The sequence below is a fragment of the Neoaquamicrobium microcysteis genome (assembly GCF_008180155.1).
Taxonomy (GTDB): Bacteria; Pseudomonadota; Alphaproteobacteria; order Rhizobiales; family Rhizobiaceae; genus Aerobium; species Aerobium microcysteis.
Genome location: NZ_VSZS01000068.1, coordinates 88452 through 106744, shown reverse-complemented (window position 1 = coordinate 106744; position 18293 = coordinate 88452). Strand labels below are relative to the sequence as shown.

The following is an 18293-nucleotide window of genomic DNA, read 5'->3' as shown; positions in this document are numbered from 1 at the left end:
GCAAGGTGCGTTCTATTGCCCATAGCCTCCGTGGCCCTTCAGAAATTCGATCTCGGAGGTCGTGCTGTCACGGCCCAGCACCCTGTTGCGGTGAGGAAAGCGTCCATATTGCGCGACGATGTCGCGATGCTCGATAGCGTATTTCAACCCTTCCTCGGCGCCGAGCGCGCGGAAGAGGTCGACACAGCGTTCCTGGTCCGCCGTAACCTCAGAATGCATGAACGGCATATAGAAGAACGACTTTGATTCCGGTTCGACCTCATGGTCGAAACCGTTTTCCAATGCGCGCCGGGCGATGCCCAGTGCAAGGTCATCGGTGCCGAAGGCGGCCGGCGTCCTGCGGAAGATGTTGCGCGGAAACTGGTCGAACACGATGATCGCGGCCAGTGCCGTCCGGGCATCCGCCACGCTATCCAGGCGGAAGTCGGCCTTGAGCCTGTCGTAAAGCGCGCCGAAGCGGCTGCGTATCTTCTCGTCGGTTTCCGCCGCTCCGCCAAACCGTTCCTCATGGGTCAGTTCCTTGAACCAGAAGTCCAGAACTTCTTCGACCCAGTTTTCATTCGTCATGGCGATCCCTCCTTCACTCGTGAATCGGGCGCGGATCAACACCGCGCCCGATCCGAATTTCGCTGCGGTCTATATGGGTCTAGATTCGCCTTTCCTCAACCGCGTGACAAGCCGTCTGGCTGATGCCGTTCTCCAGCAGGGCCGGTATCTCCGCTTTGCATCGGTCGAAGATGAACGGGCAACGCGGATGGAAAGCGCAACCGGACGGCGGATCGATCGGGTTCGGTATTTCCCCCTCCACCCTTTTGCGCTTGCGCCCGGTCATCTCAAGATCGGGCACCGCATCCAGCAGCATGCGCGTGTATGGATGCTTGGGCTGGAGGAACAGCGTCTTCGATTCCGCCACCTCGGCGAGACGCCCGAGATACAGCACGCCGATCCTGTTAGCCATGTGGCGCACCACCGACAGGTCGTGGCTGATGAACAGGTAGGTCAGGCCGAACTCGTTCTGCAGATCCTTCATCAGGTTCAGGATCTGCGCCTGCACGGACACGTCCAGCGCCGATGTCGGCTCGTCGCAGACGATGAACTCCGGCTTGGATGCGAGCGCACGCGCAATGGCGATGCGCTGCCGCTGGCCGCCGGAAAACTGGTGCGGGAACTTGATCCCGTCCTCCGCCGACATGCCGACAAGTTCCAGAAGTTCGCCCACACGCCTGCGCCGGTCGAGCGAGGAAAGCCCGCGCTCGAACACCTTGAGCGGTTCTGCGATGATGTCCGAGACCCGCCAGCGCGCATTAAGGCTGGCGAACGGGTCCTGGAAAATCATCTGGAACTTGCGACGCAGCCGTCTCGCTTCCGCCCCTTGCAGGCCCGCCGAGAGCGACTTGCCCTCGAACAGGATTTCGCCTTCGCTCGGGTCCAGCAGCCCGACGATCAGCCGCGCGATGGTGGATTTGCCCGAGCCCGATTCACCCACCAGTGCCAGCGTCTCGCCCTTGTTGATCGAGAACGACACGTTGTCGACGGCCTTGAGATAGACCTTGTCGGTGCGCTCGATCACGCGGTTCAGCCACGGCTTCGATACGTCGAAGCGGCGCGACAGGTTCCTTACTTCGAGAAGGGGCGCGCTCATGCGGCCTGCTCCTTGCGGTCGTCATAAAGCCAGCAGGCCACCTTGCGGTCGCCGACGTCGAGCGGGTCGGGCCGCTCGACGCGGCAGCGATCGAATACCTGCGGGCAGCGCGGGTTGAAGGCGCAGCCCTTGGGAATCGCCGACAGCCGCGGCATCGAGCCCGGTATCTGCACGAGCCGTTCGAGGTCGCTGGTCAGCGACGGGATCGATCCCATCAGCCCGCTCGTGTAGGGATGCTTGGCATCCTTGATGACGTCACGCACCGGGCCGATCTCCGCGATGCGCCCGGCATACATCACCGCAACGCGATCCGCCGTCTCGGCAATCACGCCCATGTCGTGGGTGATGAGCATGATGGCCGCGCCGCGCTCTGCACAGAGCTTCTTCATCACCTCGATGATCTGCGCCTGCACCGACACGTCCAGCGCCGTTGTCGGCTCGTCGGCGATCACCAGGTCGGGTTCCGCGCACAGAGCCAGCGCGATAACGACACGCTGGCGCATGCCGCCCGAGAACTGGTGCGGATAGTCGTCGATGCGCCGGGCGGCGGCGGGGATGCCCACCTCGTCCAGCAGCGAAATCGCCCGCTTGCGCGCATCGGCTTCCGAAAGCGGGAGATGCGTGCGGATGGTCTCGATCAGCTGCTGCGACACCCGGTAGAGCGGGTTGAGCGAGGTCAGCGGGTCCTGGAAGATCACGCCGATCTTCTTGCCGCGGATCTTGCGCGTCTCCTTTTCCGACAAATTGTCGATGCGCTTGCCGTTCAGCTTGATCTCGCCACCTGCGATGCGGCCGGGCGGTTCGATCAGGCCGATGACCGCGGCGCTGGTCATCGACTTGCCTGCGCCCGATTCGCCCACCACGCCCAGCACTTCGCCGGGCGCGATGTCGAAAGAGATGTTGTCGATCGCCGTCAGCGTGCCGCGGCGCGTGGGGAACTCGACGGTCAGGTTCCTGACCGAAAGAACGGGTTCGGTCATGGTCCTACCTCAGCCGCGGGTTGAGCGCGTCGCGCAGCCAGTCGCCCAGCAGGTTGACCGCGAGTGCGAGCATGACGAGCGTGATGGCGGGGAAGAGCAGGATCCACCATTCGCCCGAGAACAGGAACTGCTGGCCGATGCGGATCAGCGTTCCCAGCGACGGCTGGGTCGGCGGCACGCCCACACCCAGGAACGACAACGTCGCTTCCTCGATGATGGCCAGCGCCAACCCGATCGTACCGATGACCAGCACCGGACCGGTGACGTTCGGCAGCACATGGCGGATGAGGATCGCCAGCGGGTGCACGCCCATGATGCGGGCGGCCGACACGTAGTCCTTCTGCCGCTCCACCATCGTTGCACCGCGCACCGTACGCGCGAACTGCGCCCAGTTCGACAGGCCGATGGCGACGATCAGCACGTAGATCGCCATGCTCTCCTGTCGGCTGGGCGGAATGATGCCGCGCGCCACGCCGAAGATCAGCAGCGCGATCAGGATCGCCGGGAACGAAAGCTGGATGTCGGCGATGCGCATGATGACGCTGTCGGTCGTACCGCCAAGATAGCCGGCGGCCAGCCCGAGCGACACGCCCAGCGTCATCGCGAACAGCGTGGCCGAAAGCCCCACGAAGATCGAGACGCGGCTGCCGTAAAGGATGGTAGACAGCACGTCGCGGCCCTGATGGTCGCTGCCCAGCACGAAAAAGTTGCCCATCATCGATTCCGTCATCGGCGGCGTGAAGCCGTCCATGAGGTTTAGGCTTGCCGGGTTGAACGGGTTGTAGGGCGCGATCCACGGCGCAAACAGCGCCGCCAGCAGCATCGTGACAGTGACGATCGCCGCCACGATCGTGACTGGCGACCGCCGGAACGAGTAGAAAACGTCGGAGTCCCAGATGCGATAGAGCCTGGACGGCGGCTTGGGTGCCACGGGCGCTGCCGTGGGTGCGGTGAGATTGTCTTGTGCGGACATGGCTATTTCCCCGCGCCGATGGAGTGCACCCGCAGGCGCGGATCGACGGCGTAGTAGAGGATATCGACGATCAGGTTGATGACGACGAAGACGAAGGCGATGAACATCAGGTAGGCCGCCATCACCGGCACGTCGACAACCTGCACGGAGTTGATGAACAGCGAACCGACGCCCGGCCACTGGAAGACCGTTTCGGTGACGATCGCGAATGCGATGACCGAGCCGAGCTGCAGGCCCGTGATAGTGATGACGGGCACCAGCGTGTTCTTCAGCGCGTGGCCGAAATTGATCGCACGTTGCGACAGGCCCCTGGCCTTGGCGAAGCGGATGTAGTCTGCGCGCAGCACTTCCAGCATCTCGGCGCGCACGAGGCGCATAATGAGCGTGAGCTGGAACAGCGACAGCGTGATCGCAGGAAGGATCAGCGAGCGCCTGCCCGATTCAGTCAGCAGGCCCGTTCGCCACCATCCCAGGTCGACGACCTCTCCACGTCCGAACGAGGGTAGCCATTGCAGCTCCACCGCGAAGATGTAGATCAGGCCGATGCCGATCAGGAAGGTCGGCAGCGAAACGCCGACCAGCGACAGTGTCATGATCGCCGCGGTTGCGAAACTCTTCGGCTTCAGCGCAGTGAAGACGCCCAGCGTGATGCCGAACACCAGCGCGATCAGCGCCGACGTGAAGGCCAGCTCGATGGTCGCCGGCAGGCGCGTCATGATGAGTTCGCTCACCGGCTGCTGCAGCCGGTAGGAAATGCCGAACTCGCCCTGCACCGCATTGGCGATGAAGCGGGCGAATTGGATGTAGAACGGATCGTTCAGGCCGAGCCGCTGGCGCAGTTCCTCGATGTCGGAAAGGCGCGATTCCTGCCCCAGCATGGAAGCGATCGGATCGCCGACATAGCGGAACAGCATGAAGGATATGAGGGCAACGACCAGCATGACGACGATGGACTGGGCGAGCCGCCGTAGAATGAAGGCTAGCATGGCTAAGGTCCCCGGATGGGCACGATCCCTGGGTGGCGCGCGATGGGCTGCGCCGGATGCGACGTAGGCCAACAGGCCGCGCGGCAGTGCCACGCAGCCTGGAACCGTCTGCCGCATGCGGACGGGATGCTATCGAAAATGGCCCGCCGCGCAAAGCGCAGCGGGCCAGATGGTGCGTGTCAGATTATTCGCCGACTTTGAGTTCGTTCAGCAGCGGCTGGTTTTCCGGATGAACGGGCAGGTCGAGACCTTCCTTCATCGCGTAGGCCAGAACCTGGTTGTGGATCGGCAGCAGGACGCGGTCTGCCTTCACCACTTCCCAAATCTCCGCGACAGTCGCATTGCGCTTGTCCAGGTCGGTCTCGGTGCCCAGCGACTGGATCTTCGTGTCGAGGTCCGGGTTGGAATACAGGCCCACATTGTAGGCGCCGTAGTTGCCGTCCTTGGTGTGGACCAGATCGTTGAAGATGTAGGCCGAATCGAAGGTCGGAACGCCCCAGCCCAGCAGGTAGAAGTCCGTGTCGTTTGCCAGGATGATCGGCGAGTGCTGCGCCACCGGGCGCGAAGCCAGCGTCACGCGGATGCCGATCTGGCCGAGCATACCGACGACGGCCTGGCTGATCGCCTCGTCGTTGACGTAGCGGTCGTTCGGGGTGTCGAGCGTCACGGTGAAGCCATCTGCGTAACCGGCTTCGGCCAGCAGCGCCTTGGCCTTCTCCACGTCCGGCGCCGGGTAGGCGTCGAGTTCCGGCGTCCAGCCATTGACGAAGGGCGGGGTCGCGACGCCGGCCGGCACCGACTGGCCGCGCATCACGACACGCTGGATCGCCTCACGGTCGATCGCCAGCTCCATCGCCTCGCGCACCTTCGGGTCGTTGAAGGGGTTCTTGTCGGTGATGTTGGACGACTTCAGCGGCTCGTCGCCGAACTTGTAGCCGAAGTAGATGATGCGGTTTTCCGGTCCGGTGTTGACCTTCACACCATCGGTTGCGCTCAGGCGCTCGATGTCCTGCACCGGCACGTCCTGGACGAGATCGACTTCGCCCGAGAGCAGCGCTGCAACGCGGGTCGCGTTCTCGCGGATCGGCAGGTAGATGATTTCGGTCACGTCCGGCGCCTCGGCCCAGTGGCCGTCGAACGCGGTCAGCACCGAGCGCACGTCGGGCTCGCGCGAGGTCAGCACGTAGGGACCGGTGCCGTTGGTGTTGCGCACGGCGTAGTTGTCCTCGCCGGCAGCAAAGTCCTGCACCTCGACTACGTCGTTCTCTTCCGACCAGCCCTTGTCCATGATGAAGGTGTTGGTCACGTTGTTCGGATAAAGCGGCGACGGGCCCTTCATCTTCACTTCGACGGTCAGGTCGTCCACAGCCGACACCGACTCCACGTCGGCATGCAGCTGGCGCATGTTGGACTTTTCGGTGCGCGCGCGGTCGAGCGAGAACACGACGTCCTCGGCGGTGAAGTCTTCGCCGCCGTGGAACTTCACGCCCTCACGCAGCTTGAACACCCACACGGTCGGATCGTCTTCCTTCACGAACCACTCGGTCGCCAGGCGCGGAACGAGGTTGCCCTCGACGTCGCGGTTCAGCAGCGTCTCGTAGATGTGGTGGTTGAAGTTGTGGGTCACGCCCTGGTTCTGCGAGTGCGGATCGAGCGTCAGCGCGTCGGACGCGCGAGCCCAGCGAACAGTCTCGGCCGACGCCGGCATCACAGCGGCGCCCAGCGCGAGCATGCTCGCGGTGATAAGTAGTTTTCGCATGGTAGCTCCCAAAAGCTTTGTTTGTTTGTTTTTCACTGTTCCCCGTGAGGGCCTTCGCCCGCCCACGATTGGGGGCGTACCATAAGGGAGGGGATCGTGTTTGAAAAGCGCCCATTTTCGGCCGCAACCATGGCGATGCTGACCCAGGGTAAGTAATTGATTTTGGTTATTTAAAATGCGCTCTAAAAGGGCGGGGACGGCATAGAAGAGGTGCCATCTATAACGCCGTTTTCGCGCTTCTTGCGCTCGATGTTTCAATCCTGAAATAAAGGGTTGCGGTCGGCAGGATACGCGCAACGTTGTTGCGCCGCGTTTGTTTTGCCGGCAGCGGGACAAGCCGCCGCTATGTCTTGACCAGCCTCGCCACTGCCCGCGCGATCGATGGCCCCATCACCAGCACGAACACGAACCGCAGCGCCTGCATCGTCATCACGAACGACACATCCACGCTGTGCGTGGCGGCAGCAATGATCGCCACGGTGTCCATTCCGCCGGGGCTGGTAGCCAGATAGGCGGTCAGCGGGTCGATGCCCATCTCATGGGCCAGCACGAAGGCGATGGCGCCGCAAAACACCATCAGTGCCAGTATAGACAGCACCACCTGCGGCAGCGCGCGGGCCGCGTGGCGCAGTGTCTCGCTGCGGAACTGCAGCCCTATGGCCCAGCCCACCACGGCAAAGCTGAGCATCATCAGCCAATGCGGTATCTGGAGTTCGAGGCCAAACGCCAGATGCGCTATCGAGCCGAGCACCAGCGGCCCCAGAAAATGAGGCGAGGGCAGTCGTACGATCCAGCCAATGACGGTGCCCGCAACGGCCACGCCGAGCGTCAGGCCGAAGCCGTGCGGGTCAAGGGGCGGAAACCAGACTGGGTCGGGCAGGGCCACGTCGCCCGTATCCACCCACAGCCGCGCCACCAGCGCCGCTCCCACGCTCACCATGATGACACGCAGATACTGCATAAAGGCGACGAGCCGCTGGTCGGCCCCGAAGGCCCCTGCCATCAGCACCATCGCGGTTGCCGCACCGGGTGCCGAACCCCAAACGCCGACCGTCCCCGGCAGCACCTTCCACCGGCTTATCATCCAGCCCAGCGCGCTGCTGGCCGCGACGGTCGCAAGGATCGAAAGCACGAACAGGTGCCATTCGGCCATGAAGACGGGAAGGATCGCCGGCGTCAGCGATGCTGCGATCAGGCACCCCACCATCGACTGCGCGGCTCCGAACGCAAGAGGCGAAACGGATATCTTCCCGCCGCGCACGCCCACGACGATACCGGCGACCATGGTGCCGATCAGCATGGCCGCCGGCAGATCGGCCCATTCCAGCAGGCCGAAAAGCATGGCCGAAAGAACTATCAGCACGCCCCAGGCGGCGAGGGCCCTCATGGGATGATGCTGGCAGCGGTCATTCTAGCCTTCCGCAGGATGCTATCGGAGATCGCAACATTTTCATGCGCGCTTGTGGAGATGCCGTCTACAACCGGCAGGCGATCTAACTCCCTTCACCGTCGAACCACAAGTCGGCCGGCTGGCACGAGTGTCATTCGAACAGCGCGTATTCGTAGGCGAAACGCCTTCCACCATGCGGGCGAAAAGGCCAGTCGGATTGCAACATTGAACCATCGATGACCGTCCCCGGCGAAGCATGCGCGAGCCGCGACCGACGGCGTTGGAGTGCGTCTTAATCTGCCGACGCATAGAGCAGCGCTATATCGCGCTGATAAAGTTCGCAGCCAGGTCCTTCCGATCTGACTACCGCGCGCCGCGGCTCGAGCACGATGACGCAGCCGTTCTCGAACCCGTACTGCCGGTCGCCGTTGGCAAGTGTCTGCTGGTTCGGCACTTCGTCCTGCGGGCGGTCGCCGGCTTGTTGGGGCGGGGTGCTCTGCGCGCAGGCCGATAGCGTCAGGATGACTAGGCCGAGAAGTGCTTTCATGAAACCCGTTCCGTTTGCAGTTGCGCCGCAACGTTAAACGTGCGCCCGCCGAAGGGGTTGCCAGAAAGCGAATGGTGGAAAAAGGAATGGTGCCGCTTAGGTGACTCGAACACCTGACCCCATCATTACGAATGATGTGCTCTACCAACTGAGCTAAAGCGGCTACCGGCGGTGCGTTGCGCACCCCTGAAAAGTGCGCGCGTGATAGCGCTATTGTTCGCCAAAGACAAGCGTCCGATTGCCGATTTCGCAAGGCGCCCGGAAATCTTCTGATGCGCCGGGCCGCCCGTCGGTAACACTCTCGGGAGGTGGCGCGGTCGGGCTGCCTCCCCCATGGACTCCTGATGACGCTGCGTTACAGTCTGCCTCGTGCCGGCCCCGCGAGGGGGTGGCGGGACAGTGATCTGGAGGAGATTCATGTCGGAAGTGGCGATGGTCGTGAATGGCCGGAAAGTATCGGGCGCGGTGGAGGACCGCACCCTGCTCGTGCACTACCTGCGCGAGCATTTGGGGCTGACGGGAACCCATGTCGGCTGTGACACCTCGCAGTGCGGAGCCTGTGTCGTCCATATGGACGGCAAGGCGATCAAGTCGTGTTCAATTCTGGCCGCGCAGGCTTCGGGTGCCGACATCGTCACCATCGAGGGCCTGGCTGACGGCGCCGATCTGCATCCCGTGCAGGCCGCCTTCAAGGAGCATCACGGCCTCCAGTGCGGGTTCTGCACGCCGGGAATGATCATGGCTGCGACCGACATGATCCGTCGCCATCCCGAAGGGCTGGACGAAGCGACCGTGCGCGCCGAACTGGAAGGCAACATCTGCCGCTGCACCGGCTACCATAACATCGTCAAGGCCATCCTTGCCGCGTCGAAGACCATGGCCAAGGCCGGAAAGGGCAAGACGAAGAAGGCTGCCTGAGCGGGTGGAGGATGAATGGCCGATCCGGGGGGTGCCTTACGCAACCTCGGCCGTCATGCGCCAGTCACTGTTCACCATTCACGTTTCACCCTGACGTTCTGGAGGAGAACTTCCATGGGAGTTGAAGGCATCGGCGCACGGGTTGCGCGCAAGGAAGACAAGAGATTCATCACCGGTTCCGGCCGCTATGTCGACGACATGGTCGTGCCGGGCATGAAGCATGCGGCCTTTGTGCGTTCGCCCCACGCGCACGCAGACGTGAAGAAGATCGACACGAAGGCGGCAGAGGCGATGCCCGGGGTCATCGCTGTTCTCACCGGCAAGCAGCTCAAGGCCGACGGCATCGGCAACCTCATCTGCGGCTGGATGGTCCATTCCAAGGACGGCACTCCGATGAAGATGGGCGCATGGTCGCCGCTGGCGGTCGATCGCGTCCGCTATGTCGGCGATGCCGTCGCGATCGTCGTGGCCGAAACCAGGGGGCAGGCGCGCGATGCAGCCGAAGCCGTCGAGGTCACCTACAAGGAGAGGAAGGCCGTCACCTCGGCCGTCGATGCCCTGAAGAAGGGCGCGCCGCAGCTTCATCCCGAAGCCGACGGCAACCTGATCTACGACTGGGAGCTGGGCGACAGGGCTGCCACCGAAGCGGCCATCGCAAATGCCGCGCATGTGACGAAGATGCACATCGTCAACAACCGGCTGGTCCCCAACGCCATGGAGCCGCGCGCGGCACTCGGCCACTACGACAAGGCAGAGGACCACTACACCTGCTGGACGACGAGCCAGAACCCCCACGTCGCGCGCCTCGTCATGAGCGCGTTCTATAACGTCGCGCCGGAAAACAAGCTCCGCGTGATCGCGCCGGACGTTGGTGGCGGCTTCGGCTCGAAGATTTTCATCTACCCCGAAGAGATCGTCTGCCTGTGGGCTTCGAAGAAGGCGGGCGTGCCGGTCAAGTGGGTGGCAGACCGCACCGAGAGCTTCCTCACGGATGCCCACGGCCGCGACCACGTAACCGAGGTTGAGCTTGCCTTTGATGACAAACATCGGATGATAGGGTTGAAAGTAGACACAATCGCCAATTTCGGCGCTTACATGTCGCTTTTCTCCTCTTCCGTGCCCACTTATCTCTACGCAACGCTGCTTTCGGGCCAATATGCAATCTCGGCTATTCATGCCAATGTGCGAGCCGTGTATACCAATACAGCACCAGTTGACGCGTATCGCGGAGCTGGGCGTCCCGAAGCGACCTATCTGCTTGAACGCGTTGTGGAAACGGCTGCACGGGAGCTTGGTGTCTCGCCGGCCGAGCTGCGCCGCAAGAACTTCATCCGCGAGTTCCCGTATCAGACGCCGGTCATCATGGCCTACGACGCCGGCGACTATGAGGCTTCGCTGGAAGCGGCAATGAAAGCAGCGGATTACGCTGGCTTCGAGAAACGCCGCGAAAAAGCGAAGAAGGCCGGCAAGCTGCGCGGTATTGGCATGAGCTGCTACATCGAGGCCTGCGGCATCGCGCCTTCGGCAGCGGTTGGTTCTCTCGGCGCCGGTGTCGGCCTGTGGGAATCGGCCGAGGTTCGGGTCAATGCGGTCGGCACGATCGAGGTGCTGACCGGCTCTCACAGCCACGGACAGGGCCACGAAACCACGTTCTCGCAGCTCGTATCCGATCGCTTCGGCGTGCCCATCGATAGCGTCTCGATCGTCCATGGCGACACCGACAAGGTACAGATGGGCATGGGTACTTACGGTTCGCGCTCGGGCGCGGTCGGCATGTCTGCCATCGTCAAGGCGCTCGACAAGGTCGAGGCCAAAGCCAAGAAGATCGCGGCCCATTTGATGGAAGCCGACGAAGGCGACATCGTCATCGAAAACGGCGAATGCAAGGTGGCGGGCACCGACAAATCGGTGCCGTGGTTCCAGCTGGCACTTGCCGCCTACACCGCCCACAACCTGCCGGGCGGCATGGAGCCGGGCCTGAAGGAAGGCGCGTTCTACGATCCGACCAACTTCACCTTCCCCGCCGGCTGCTACATTTGCGAGGTCGAGGTCGATCCCGATACGGGTGTGACCGAAATCGTCCAGTTCGTGGCGGCCGACGATTTCGGCAACATCATCAATCCGATGATCGTCGAGGGACAGGTGCATGGCGGCATCGCGCAGGGCATCGGCCAGGCGCTTCTGGAAGGCACCAGCTACGATCCGGCTTCCGGCCAGCTGCTTACGGCAAGCTACATGGACTACACCATGCCGCGCGCCGATGACCTGCCATCATTCAGCGTCTCGCACCAGAACACGCCTTGCCCGGGCAATCCGCTCGGCATCAAGGGATGCGGCGAGGCGGGCGCGATCGGCTCGCCACCGGCCGTCATCAACGCCATCACGAATGCCATCGGCAACAACGACCTGACGATGCCCGCCACGCCGCAGACGGTGTGGAAGGCTCTTCACGCCGCGACGAAGCACTGAGGAGGCACAGCATGTATTCGACCAGTTACCACCGCGCTTCCTCCGTCGCTGACGCTGTGAAGCTGCTCAAGAAGGCAGAAGACGGAAAGTTCGTCTCCGGCGGCATGACGCTGATCCCGGCGATGAAGACGCGGCTTGCCGCACCCTCCGACCTCGTCGATCTTCGCCATATAGCTGAGCTCAAGGGCATCAGGATATCGGGGAAGAACGTTACCATCGGGGCGGGAACGACTCACGCCGAAGTGGCTGCGAACGACAAGCTCGCGTCGGTATGCCACGCCATAGTCCATATGGCCTCGCATATCGGCGACCCGCATGTGCGCCACCTCGGTACGCTCGGCGGCTCCATCGCCAACAACGACCCGGCCGCCGATTATCCGGCGGCCACGGTGGCTCTGGGAGCGACCATCGTTACTAACAAGCGCGAAATTGCCGCCGAGAAATTCTTCACCGGCCTGTTCGAAACGGCGCTCAAGGACGACGAGATCGTTACGGGTGTCACCTTCACGGCGCCTGCCAAATGCGGTTACGAGAAGTTCCGCAACCCCGCCTCGCGCTACGCCATGGCGGGCGTGTTCGTGGCCAAGGGCAAGGACGGCGTGAAGGTCGCGGTGACGGGTGCGGGGGAGGACGGCGTGTTCCGCTCCAGGGAGATCGAGGCTGCGCTGACAAAGAAGTTCGAACCGTCGGCACTTGAGGGCATGACCGTGCCGTCCAAGAACCTGATGAGCGACCTTCATGCGTCGGCCGACTATCGCGCCAATCTGGTCGTCGTCATGGCCAAGCGCGCTGTGGCCGCTGCAAACGCGTAAGGCGGTTGCTCCTGCTTAGGGGGAAAGGGGGCTTTGCGGCCCCCTTCTTCTTGGCAATCGCTGCCAACTGCCTATGATCCAGCCGAGCAACGAGCTTTCGCGGTCTGGCGATGCAAATAGTCTGGTTTCTGGTTGCCGCCGGCGCGCTGTCACTGGTGACATCCTTCATCGCCGTACTCTCCTACGGGCATTTCGCGCGCCAGGATCGCGGCAGGGACGAAAGCGCACTACCGATCGAGCCGGCCGCCACCACTCTCGACAAGGGAATCGCACCGCGACTGGAGCAGCATCCAGGTAAGAGCGGCTTGACCCTCCTTTCAGGCAATCTCGACGCGTTCGCTATCCGGGCGCTGACGGCGCGGACGGCCGGACGCAGCCTGGACCTGATGTATTACTACTGGCTGGACGACCTGACCGGCCGGCTGCTGGCCCATGAGATCGTGCAGGCGGCCGATCGCGGCGTGCGCGTGCGCCTGCTGCTGGACGACATCAACGCGCGTGGCCGCGACAAGAGCTACCTCGCGCTCGACGCGCATCCGAACATTTCTGTGAGGCTTTTCAACCCCAGCCGCGCGCGCGATGGCGGCCTGCGACGCGGGATCGAGATGCTGCTTCGCGCCTACAGCGTGACCCGCCGCATGCACAACAAGGCCTGGATCGCCGATGGAAGGCTCGCGATCGTCGGCGGGCGCAACATCGGCGATCCCTATTTCGACGCGGCTGAGACCTCGAACTTCCGAGACATCGACATGATCATGATGGGCCCCGCCGTCCAGCAGACCGAGAAGGTGTTCGACGACTTCTGGAACAGCGAGGTGTCGATGCCGATCCGTGTGGTGGCAGGTGGGCGGCGCGGCGCGCTCGACCGGCTCAGGTCGGATCTCGCGCAACTCGCCGAAAGCGATCGCGCGCAGCCCTACGTGGAGCGCGCACTGGAACGCGTCTCGGTCGTGTCCATGCTGGACGATGCTTCCGCTACAAGGTGGACCAGGGATGCCAACGTGGTGTCGGATCCGCCAGAAAAGGCGCTGGCTCGCGGCGACGGCAACTGGATCATGTCGAAGCTGATGCCGGTCATCGCATCTGCCGAGAAGAGCGTGGAGATCACCTCGCCCTATTTTGTGCCGGGTGTCGAGGGAACGAACAGGCTGCGCCGGATGGTGGAGGGTGGCATCGATGTCTCCGTACTGACAAACTCGCTTGCGGCAACGGATGTCGCCGCCGTTCACGGCGGCTACGCGCCTTACCGCAAGGATTTGATTGCGGCAGGCGTGAGGCTCTATGAATTGCAGCCCCACGCCCACCGCACGAAGATGTCACTCTTCGGTTCCAAGTCCGCCAGCCTGCATACTAAGGCGTTCACCGTGGACGAGGGGGCGGGCTTCGTCGGCTCCTTCAATTTCGACCCACGCTCGGTTTCCCTCAATACGGAGATGGGGGTGCTGTTCAGGGAGGCGACCATTGTCGGCCAGATGCGGGAACTGTTTCGCGAGGAGACCGGCCCGCAGATGAGCTACGCCGTACGTCTCGACGCCGACGGCAAGCTGCTCTGGGAAAGCGAGGAGGATGGCGGCCTCAGGATGTTGCGCCGCGAGCCCGAGGCAGGGCTCACGCGGCGCGCGGTTGCCGCCATCGTTTCATGGCTGCCGATAGAATCACAGCTTTAGAGCGGCGTGAGGTCTAACCCTCCAACGCGTCCACCAGCCGGGCAGCGCCGTCGCGGAACGGATCGACCGTCGGCAGGCCCATGCGTTGCTCGACGGCTGCCAGATAGGTCTTGGCCTCATCCACCGACATACCCGACGTGTTGATGGATATTCCCGTCACCTTCACGTCGGGGTTGACCACGCGCGCCATGTCGAGTGCCGTGTCGCGCAGCGTCTCGAGCGAAGGAAGCTGGTAGTGCGGCAGTCCGCGCATGTGGGTGCGGGTAGGCTCATGGCACAGCACGAGCGCGTCGGCCTGCCCTCCATGTATGAGCGCCAGCGTCACGCCCGAATAGGACGGGTGGAACAGGCTGCCCTGACCTTCGACCAGATCCCAATGGTCGGCGTCGTTGTCCGGCGTGAGCCATTCGACACTGCCGGCCATGAAGTCGGCGATGACGGCATCGAGCGGCACGCCCGATCCGGTAATGAGAATGCCCGTCTGGCCGGTGGCACGGAAAGTGGCCTTCATGCCGCGTTCGCGCATTTCCTTTTCCATCGCGAGGGCGGTGTACATCTTGCCCACCGAGCAGTCGGTGCCGACCGCCAGACAGCGCTTTCCCGTGCGCCTTTTGCCGTCTGCGATAGGATAGGAAACGGTCGGCACGCGCACGTCGTAGAGCGTCACGCCGGCCTTGGCGGCCGCGTCCACCAACTCCTTGCGCTCGCGCAGCAGGTTGTGAAGGCCGGATGCTATGTCCATGCCGGCCTCGATTGCTTCGAACAACGTCGCGATCCATGCGTCGGAAATCACGCCGCCGCGGTTGGCGGCGCCCACCACCAGCGTCTGCGCCCCCGCGGCCTTCGCCTCGGCGATCGTCATGTTCGGCAGGCCGAGCTCGGCCTTGCAGCCCGGCAGCTTCAACTGACCCAGCGAGAACTCGGGCCGCCAGTCCTTGATGCCCTGCGCAACCTTTGCGGCCAGCTGGTCCGGCGCGTCGCCGAGGAAAAGGAGGTAGGGGGTCTTGAGCATCGAACGGCCTTTCGAGAGAACGTGTCCGCCGGCACATCTATCAGCCCGGAAGCCCCGCGTCATGCGCTGGCCACTGGTCCAGCCCTTTGCTGATTGGCCGGCTGGCGAAGGTATTTCTTGACCAAAGGGTAAACCCAAGGGAACATTCATCAAGCGATCATGGAAGCGGGGCAAGCATGTTGCCGATCCCGGACGATTCGATCCAACGATCGTGGGGAACAGAACAATCAGCGCAAAAAGAAGGAGGCGCAACATGTCGAAAGAGGACACACCGGGCGCGAACGCACAAAACACCACGGCCCTTAGCCGCCGCCGCTTTCTGCAGGTGGCAGGCGCAAGCCTGGTCGTCGCCAGCGGTGGCGGCATCGCGCATTTCTCGATGTCCACGGCGCACGCCCAGGGCGCGTTCAAGCTGAACGTCCTGCACATCAACGACATGCATTCGCGCGTCGAATCGATCAGCCGTTTCAACTCGACCTGCTCGGCCGAGGATCAGGGCGAGGGCAAGTGCTTCGGCGGCTTCGGCCGGCTGGCGACCAAGATTTGGGAGCGCCGCAAGGCACTGGAAGACGCCGGTGAGAACGTGGTGACGCTCGATGCGGGCGACCAGTTCCAGGGCTCGCTGTTCTATACGACCTACAAGGGCAAGGTCGAAGGCGAGTTCATGAACAAGATCGGCTTCGATCTCATGGCCGTGGGCAACCACGAGTTCGACAATGGCCCGGACGTCCTGGCAGACTTTGCCGACCTCATCGAGTTCCCGCTGATCTCCGGCAACATCACCATCGCTGATACCGAGAAGCTGCACGGCAAGGTCGACGAATGGGCGATCCTCGACGTCGGCGGCGAGAAGATCGGCGTGCTTTCGGTGCTGACCCCCGATACCGTCAACATCGCCTCGCCCGGACCCGGCGTCACATTCCAGGACGATATCGAATATCTCAAGGAAGCCGTCACCCGCATTCGCGCAGAGGGCGTCACCAAGGTGCTGCTGCTGTCGCATGTCGGCTTCAACCGAGACCAGGAGATTGCCGCGCAAGTGGAAGGCATCTCCGCCATCATCGGCGGCCACTCCCACACACTGCTTTCCAACACGGAGGAAGGCGCGCCTTCCTATGCGATGCTGGTTGAGAACCCGGCAGGCAAGGCCGTGCCGATCGTGCAGGCCGGCGCTTACTCCAAGCATCTGGGCGATATCGCGCTGACCTTCGACGAGGAAGGCTATGTGGCCGAGGCCACCGGCGACACGCTGCTGCTTGACGCATCGGTGGAGCCTGACGCCGAGATCGAGGCGCGCATCGCCGAACTGGCCGGGCCTATCGAGACGATGAAGGCTACGGAAGTAGGAGAGGTTGCGGCTCCGATCGACGGAAGCCGCGAGACCTGCCGCGCCAAGGAATGCGAGATGGGCGTGCTCGTCACCGACGCGATCCTTGCCCGCACGGCCGATCTGGGCGTGACCATCGCGATCCAGAACGGTGGTGGCCTTCGCGCTTCCATCGACCAGGGCATGGCGACGGTGGGCGATGTGCTGTCGGTGCTGCCGTTCCAGAACACGCTTGCAACCATGAAGCTCAAGGGAGCCGACATAGTCGGCTCGCTCGAAGCTGCCGTGAACGACATCGAGAACGGCGCCGGCAAGTTCCCGCAGGTGGGTGGCCTGAAATTCACGCTCGACCTGAACGTCGACCCGGACGGCGGCCGCGTGAAGGATGTAATGGTCCAGGAAAACGGCGAGTGGGTGCCGATCGACCCCGAGAAGGAGTACACCGTCGGCACCAACGACTTCATGCGCAAGGGCGGTGACGGCTATGCGCTGTTCGCTTCCAACGCAGTCGATCCGTACGATTACGGGCCGGGCATGGAGGAGGTGGTGGCTGAATATCTCGCCAACAATGCACCCTACCAGCCCAAGCTCGAAGGCCGCATCACGGTCATCGAGAAGAACTGAGGCTGCATGATATCCGCCGGCCGCCGCTCGACAGCGGCCGGCGGAGCCTATGCGACATTGGGCTTCCAAACAAATGTCGCGCGGACCAGACCGTGGTCCGTCGTATGGCGTTCGACCTGGTCGATGTGGTCGTTAAGGAACTGCATATCCCGGAAGGACCAGTGCCGCTTGTCGGAGTAGTCGTAGAACTGCTCAGAGACCAGCACGTGGTCTATGACCTCGCGCACGTTTTTGAACTCGTGCGTGTAGTAGACGTCGGCAAGGCTGCGAAGCTGCTGCAAGGTCACGCCGCTGTAAAGGCCGTGGTCGCTGCGCCGGCCAGCGGTGCTGGACTGAATGACACGGAATGACGGCTGCCCCGACAGCACCGATACGGTGTTGGAGAACTGCCCGTCATTGATGTCTCCCAGCACCACCACGGGCTCGTCGTTACCGGTCATGGCCTTGTTGAGAATGATGCGAAGTGCGGCGGCTTCCGCCGTGCGGCGGATGGTCGAGAGCGCGCCGCCCAGCGCTTCACGGTGCGGCCGGATGGCGGCGTCGCGATATTCCTCGTTGTCGAGCGGCGTGCTCAGCTTCGATTTCAGATGCGTGCAGAAAACGTGGATCGGCGGCACGGACGGGTTGCGGGCCCGCGAATGGCCGACCGTCACCTGCAAGGGCGAACGCGAGAACTCCGAGATGGCGACCTCGATGCCCTCGTCCTCGTGGCTTGGCACGAATTCGGGGTCCTGATCGGCATCGACCTCGCGGTCCGCTGCCGGCGGGTTGGCGCGGATCGCCGCCATGGTGCGCTTGCGCTTCTTCAGTTTCATTTCCGGCGGAAACGCCTTGTGGCGCTGAACGGAAAGTATGCGCCATGGCTGCCGCACAGCTGCGGCAACAGCGATGCCGTCCCAGCCGCCGTCCTTGATGAAGGCGAGCTCGTACTGCCCGCTCAACCGCGGATCGGCGAACACATCACCCAGGCTTTCAGGCGACCAGGCCTCCTGAAAGGCGATGACGTCGCTGTCGAGCCGGAGAATGGTGCGAACGATAAAGTCGATCTTCAGATCGTACTCTTCCTGCGTGTAGAGACGGCTTTGCGCATACATCGGCCAGTCGGGACGTTGCAAATTGTAAAGATTGAACGTCCCGAAGGTTATGTCGCGCATATTGGCCATATGCTTCTCCCGAAGCAGAGAGAA

Annotated in this window: 15 protein-coding genes and 1 tRNA gene; 5 read left to right on the top strand and 11 right to left on the bottom strand. The window is 63.1% G+C overall.

What is annotated here, in order from left to right:
• Nucleotides 1-12 precede the first annotated feature (12 nt).
• The 9 genes from FY036_RS21395 to FY036_RS21355 all read right to left on the bottom strand — a co-directional run bounded on the left by FY036_RS21395 (nucleotide 13) and on the right by FY036_RS21355 (nucleotide 8440).
• Entirely contained in the window at nucleotides 13-567 is a 555-nt protein-coding gene (locus tag FY036_RS21395; protein WP_148916809.1) for a DUF924 family protein, read from the bottom strand.
• 79 nt (nucleotides 568-646) lie between these two features.
• Nucleotides 647-1642 carry an ABC transporter ATP-binding protein gene (locus FY036_RS21390; protein WP_148916808.1) on the bottom strand — a complete coding sequence of 332 codons (996 nt, stop codon included), beginning with the start codon at nucleotides 1640-1642 and terminating at the stop codon, nucleotides 647-649.
• Nucleotides 1639-2622, bottom strand: a complete 984-nt coding sequence (locus FY036_RS21385; RefSeq protein ID WP_148916807.1) for an ABC transporter ATP-binding protein — start codon at nucleotides 2620-2622, stop codon at nucleotides 1639-1641. The genes FY036_RS21390 and FY036_RS21385 overlap by 4 nt, the downstream gene beginning before the upstream one ends.
• Before the next feature lie 4 nt (nucleotides 2623-2626).
• Complete coding sequence (locus FY036_RS21380) at nucleotides 2627-3595, bottom strand: ABC transporter permease (protein WP_148916806.1); 969 nt, start codon at nucleotides 3593-3595, stop codon at nucleotides 2627-2629.
• 2 nt (nucleotides 3596-3597) lie between these two features.
• Nucleotides 3598-4581 (bottom strand): ABC transporter permease, encoded by a 984-nt coding sequence (locus tag FY036_RS21375; protein ID WP_148916805.1) that lies wholly within the window; start codon nucleotides 4579-4581, stop codon nucleotides 3598-3600.
• Between the two features lie 184 nt (nucleotides 4582-4765).
• Complete coding sequence (locus FY036_RS21370; RefSeq protein ID WP_148916804.1) at nucleotides 4766-6340, bottom strand: ABC transporter substrate-binding protein; 1575 nt, start codon at nucleotides 6338-6340, stop codon at nucleotides 4766-4768.
• Between the two features lie 343 nt (nucleotides 6341-6683).
• Nucleotides 6684-7727 carry an AbrB family transcriptional regulator gene (locus tag FY036_RS21365; RefSeq protein ID WP_148916803.1) on the bottom strand — a complete coding sequence of 348 codons (1044 nt, stop codon included), beginning with the start codon at nucleotides 7725-7727 and terminating at the stop codon, nucleotides 6684-6686.
• Nucleotides 7728-8022: 295 nt separating this feature from the next.
• Complete coding sequence (locus FY036_RS21360; protein WP_201744830.1) at nucleotides 8023-8277, bottom strand: hypothetical protein; 255 nt, start codon at nucleotides 8275-8277, stop codon at nucleotides 8023-8025.
• A gap of 87 nt (nucleotides 8278-8364) precedes the next feature.
• A tRNA-Thr gene (locus tag FY036_RS21355) sits at nucleotides 8365-8440 on the bottom strand.
• A 254-nt stretch (nucleotides 8441-8694) separates the two neighbouring features.
• On the opposite strand from FY036_RS21355, the gene FY036_RS21350 reads away from it, so the two are divergent.
• The 4 genes from FY036_RS21350 to FY036_RS21335 all read left to right on the top strand — a co-directional run bounded on the left by FY036_RS21350 (nucleotide 8695) and on the right by FY036_RS21335 (nucleotide 14143).
• Entirely contained in the window at nucleotides 8695-9195 is a 501-nt protein-coding gene (locus FY036_RS21350) for a (2Fe-2S)-binding protein (RefSeq protein WP_148916802.1), read from the top strand.
• A 114-nt stretch (nucleotides 9196-9309) separates the two neighbouring features.
• On the top strand, nucleotides 9310-11664 hold the full coding sequence (locus tag FY036_RS21345) for a xanthine dehydrogenase family protein molybdopterin-binding subunit (protein WP_148916801.1): 2355 nt from the start codon (nucleotides 9310-9312) through the stop codon (nucleotides 11662-11664).
• A gap of 11 nt (nucleotides 11665-11675) precedes the next feature.
• Nucleotides 11676-12476 (top strand): FAD binding domain-containing protein, encoded by an 801-nt coding sequence (locus tag FY036_RS21340; RefSeq protein ID WP_148916800.1) that lies wholly within the window; start codon nucleotides 11676-11678, stop codon nucleotides 12474-12476.
• Between the two features lie 110 nt (nucleotides 12477-12586).
• Nucleotides 12587-14143: a phospholipase D family protein gene (locus FY036_RS21335; protein ID WP_148916799.1), complete on the top strand. Its 1557-nt coding sequence runs from the start codon at nucleotides 12587-12589 to the stop codon at nucleotides 14141-14143.
• A 13-nt stretch (nucleotides 14144-14156) separates the two neighbouring features.
• On the opposite strand, the gene dgcN is transcribed toward FY036_RS21335, so the two are convergent.
• Complete coding sequence (dgcN, locus tag FY036_RS21330) at nucleotides 14157-15155, bottom strand: N-acetyltransferase DgcN (protein ID WP_148916798.1); 999 nt, start codon at nucleotides 15153-15155, stop codon at nucleotides 14157-14159.
• Nucleotides 15156-15408: 253 nt separating this feature from the next.
• Here dgcN and FY036_RS21325 point away from each other — a divergent pair, with 253 nt between their 5' ends.
• Nucleotides 15409-17106 carry a bifunctional metallophosphatase/5'-nucleotidase gene (locus FY036_RS21325; protein ID WP_148916797.1) on the top strand — a complete coding sequence of 566 codons (1698 nt, stop codon included), beginning with the start codon at nucleotides 15409-15411 and terminating at the stop codon, nucleotides 17104-17106.
• Nucleotides 17107-17153: 47 nt separating this feature from the next.
• Here FY036_RS21325 and FY036_RS21320 read toward each other — a convergent pair whose 3' ends face one another.
• Nucleotides 17154-18269: an endonuclease/exonuclease/phosphatase family protein gene (locus FY036_RS21320; protein WP_148916796.1), complete on the bottom strand. Its 1116-nt coding sequence runs from the start codon at nucleotides 18267-18269 to the stop codon at nucleotides 17154-17156.
• Nucleotides 18270-18293 lie beyond the last annotated feature (24 nt).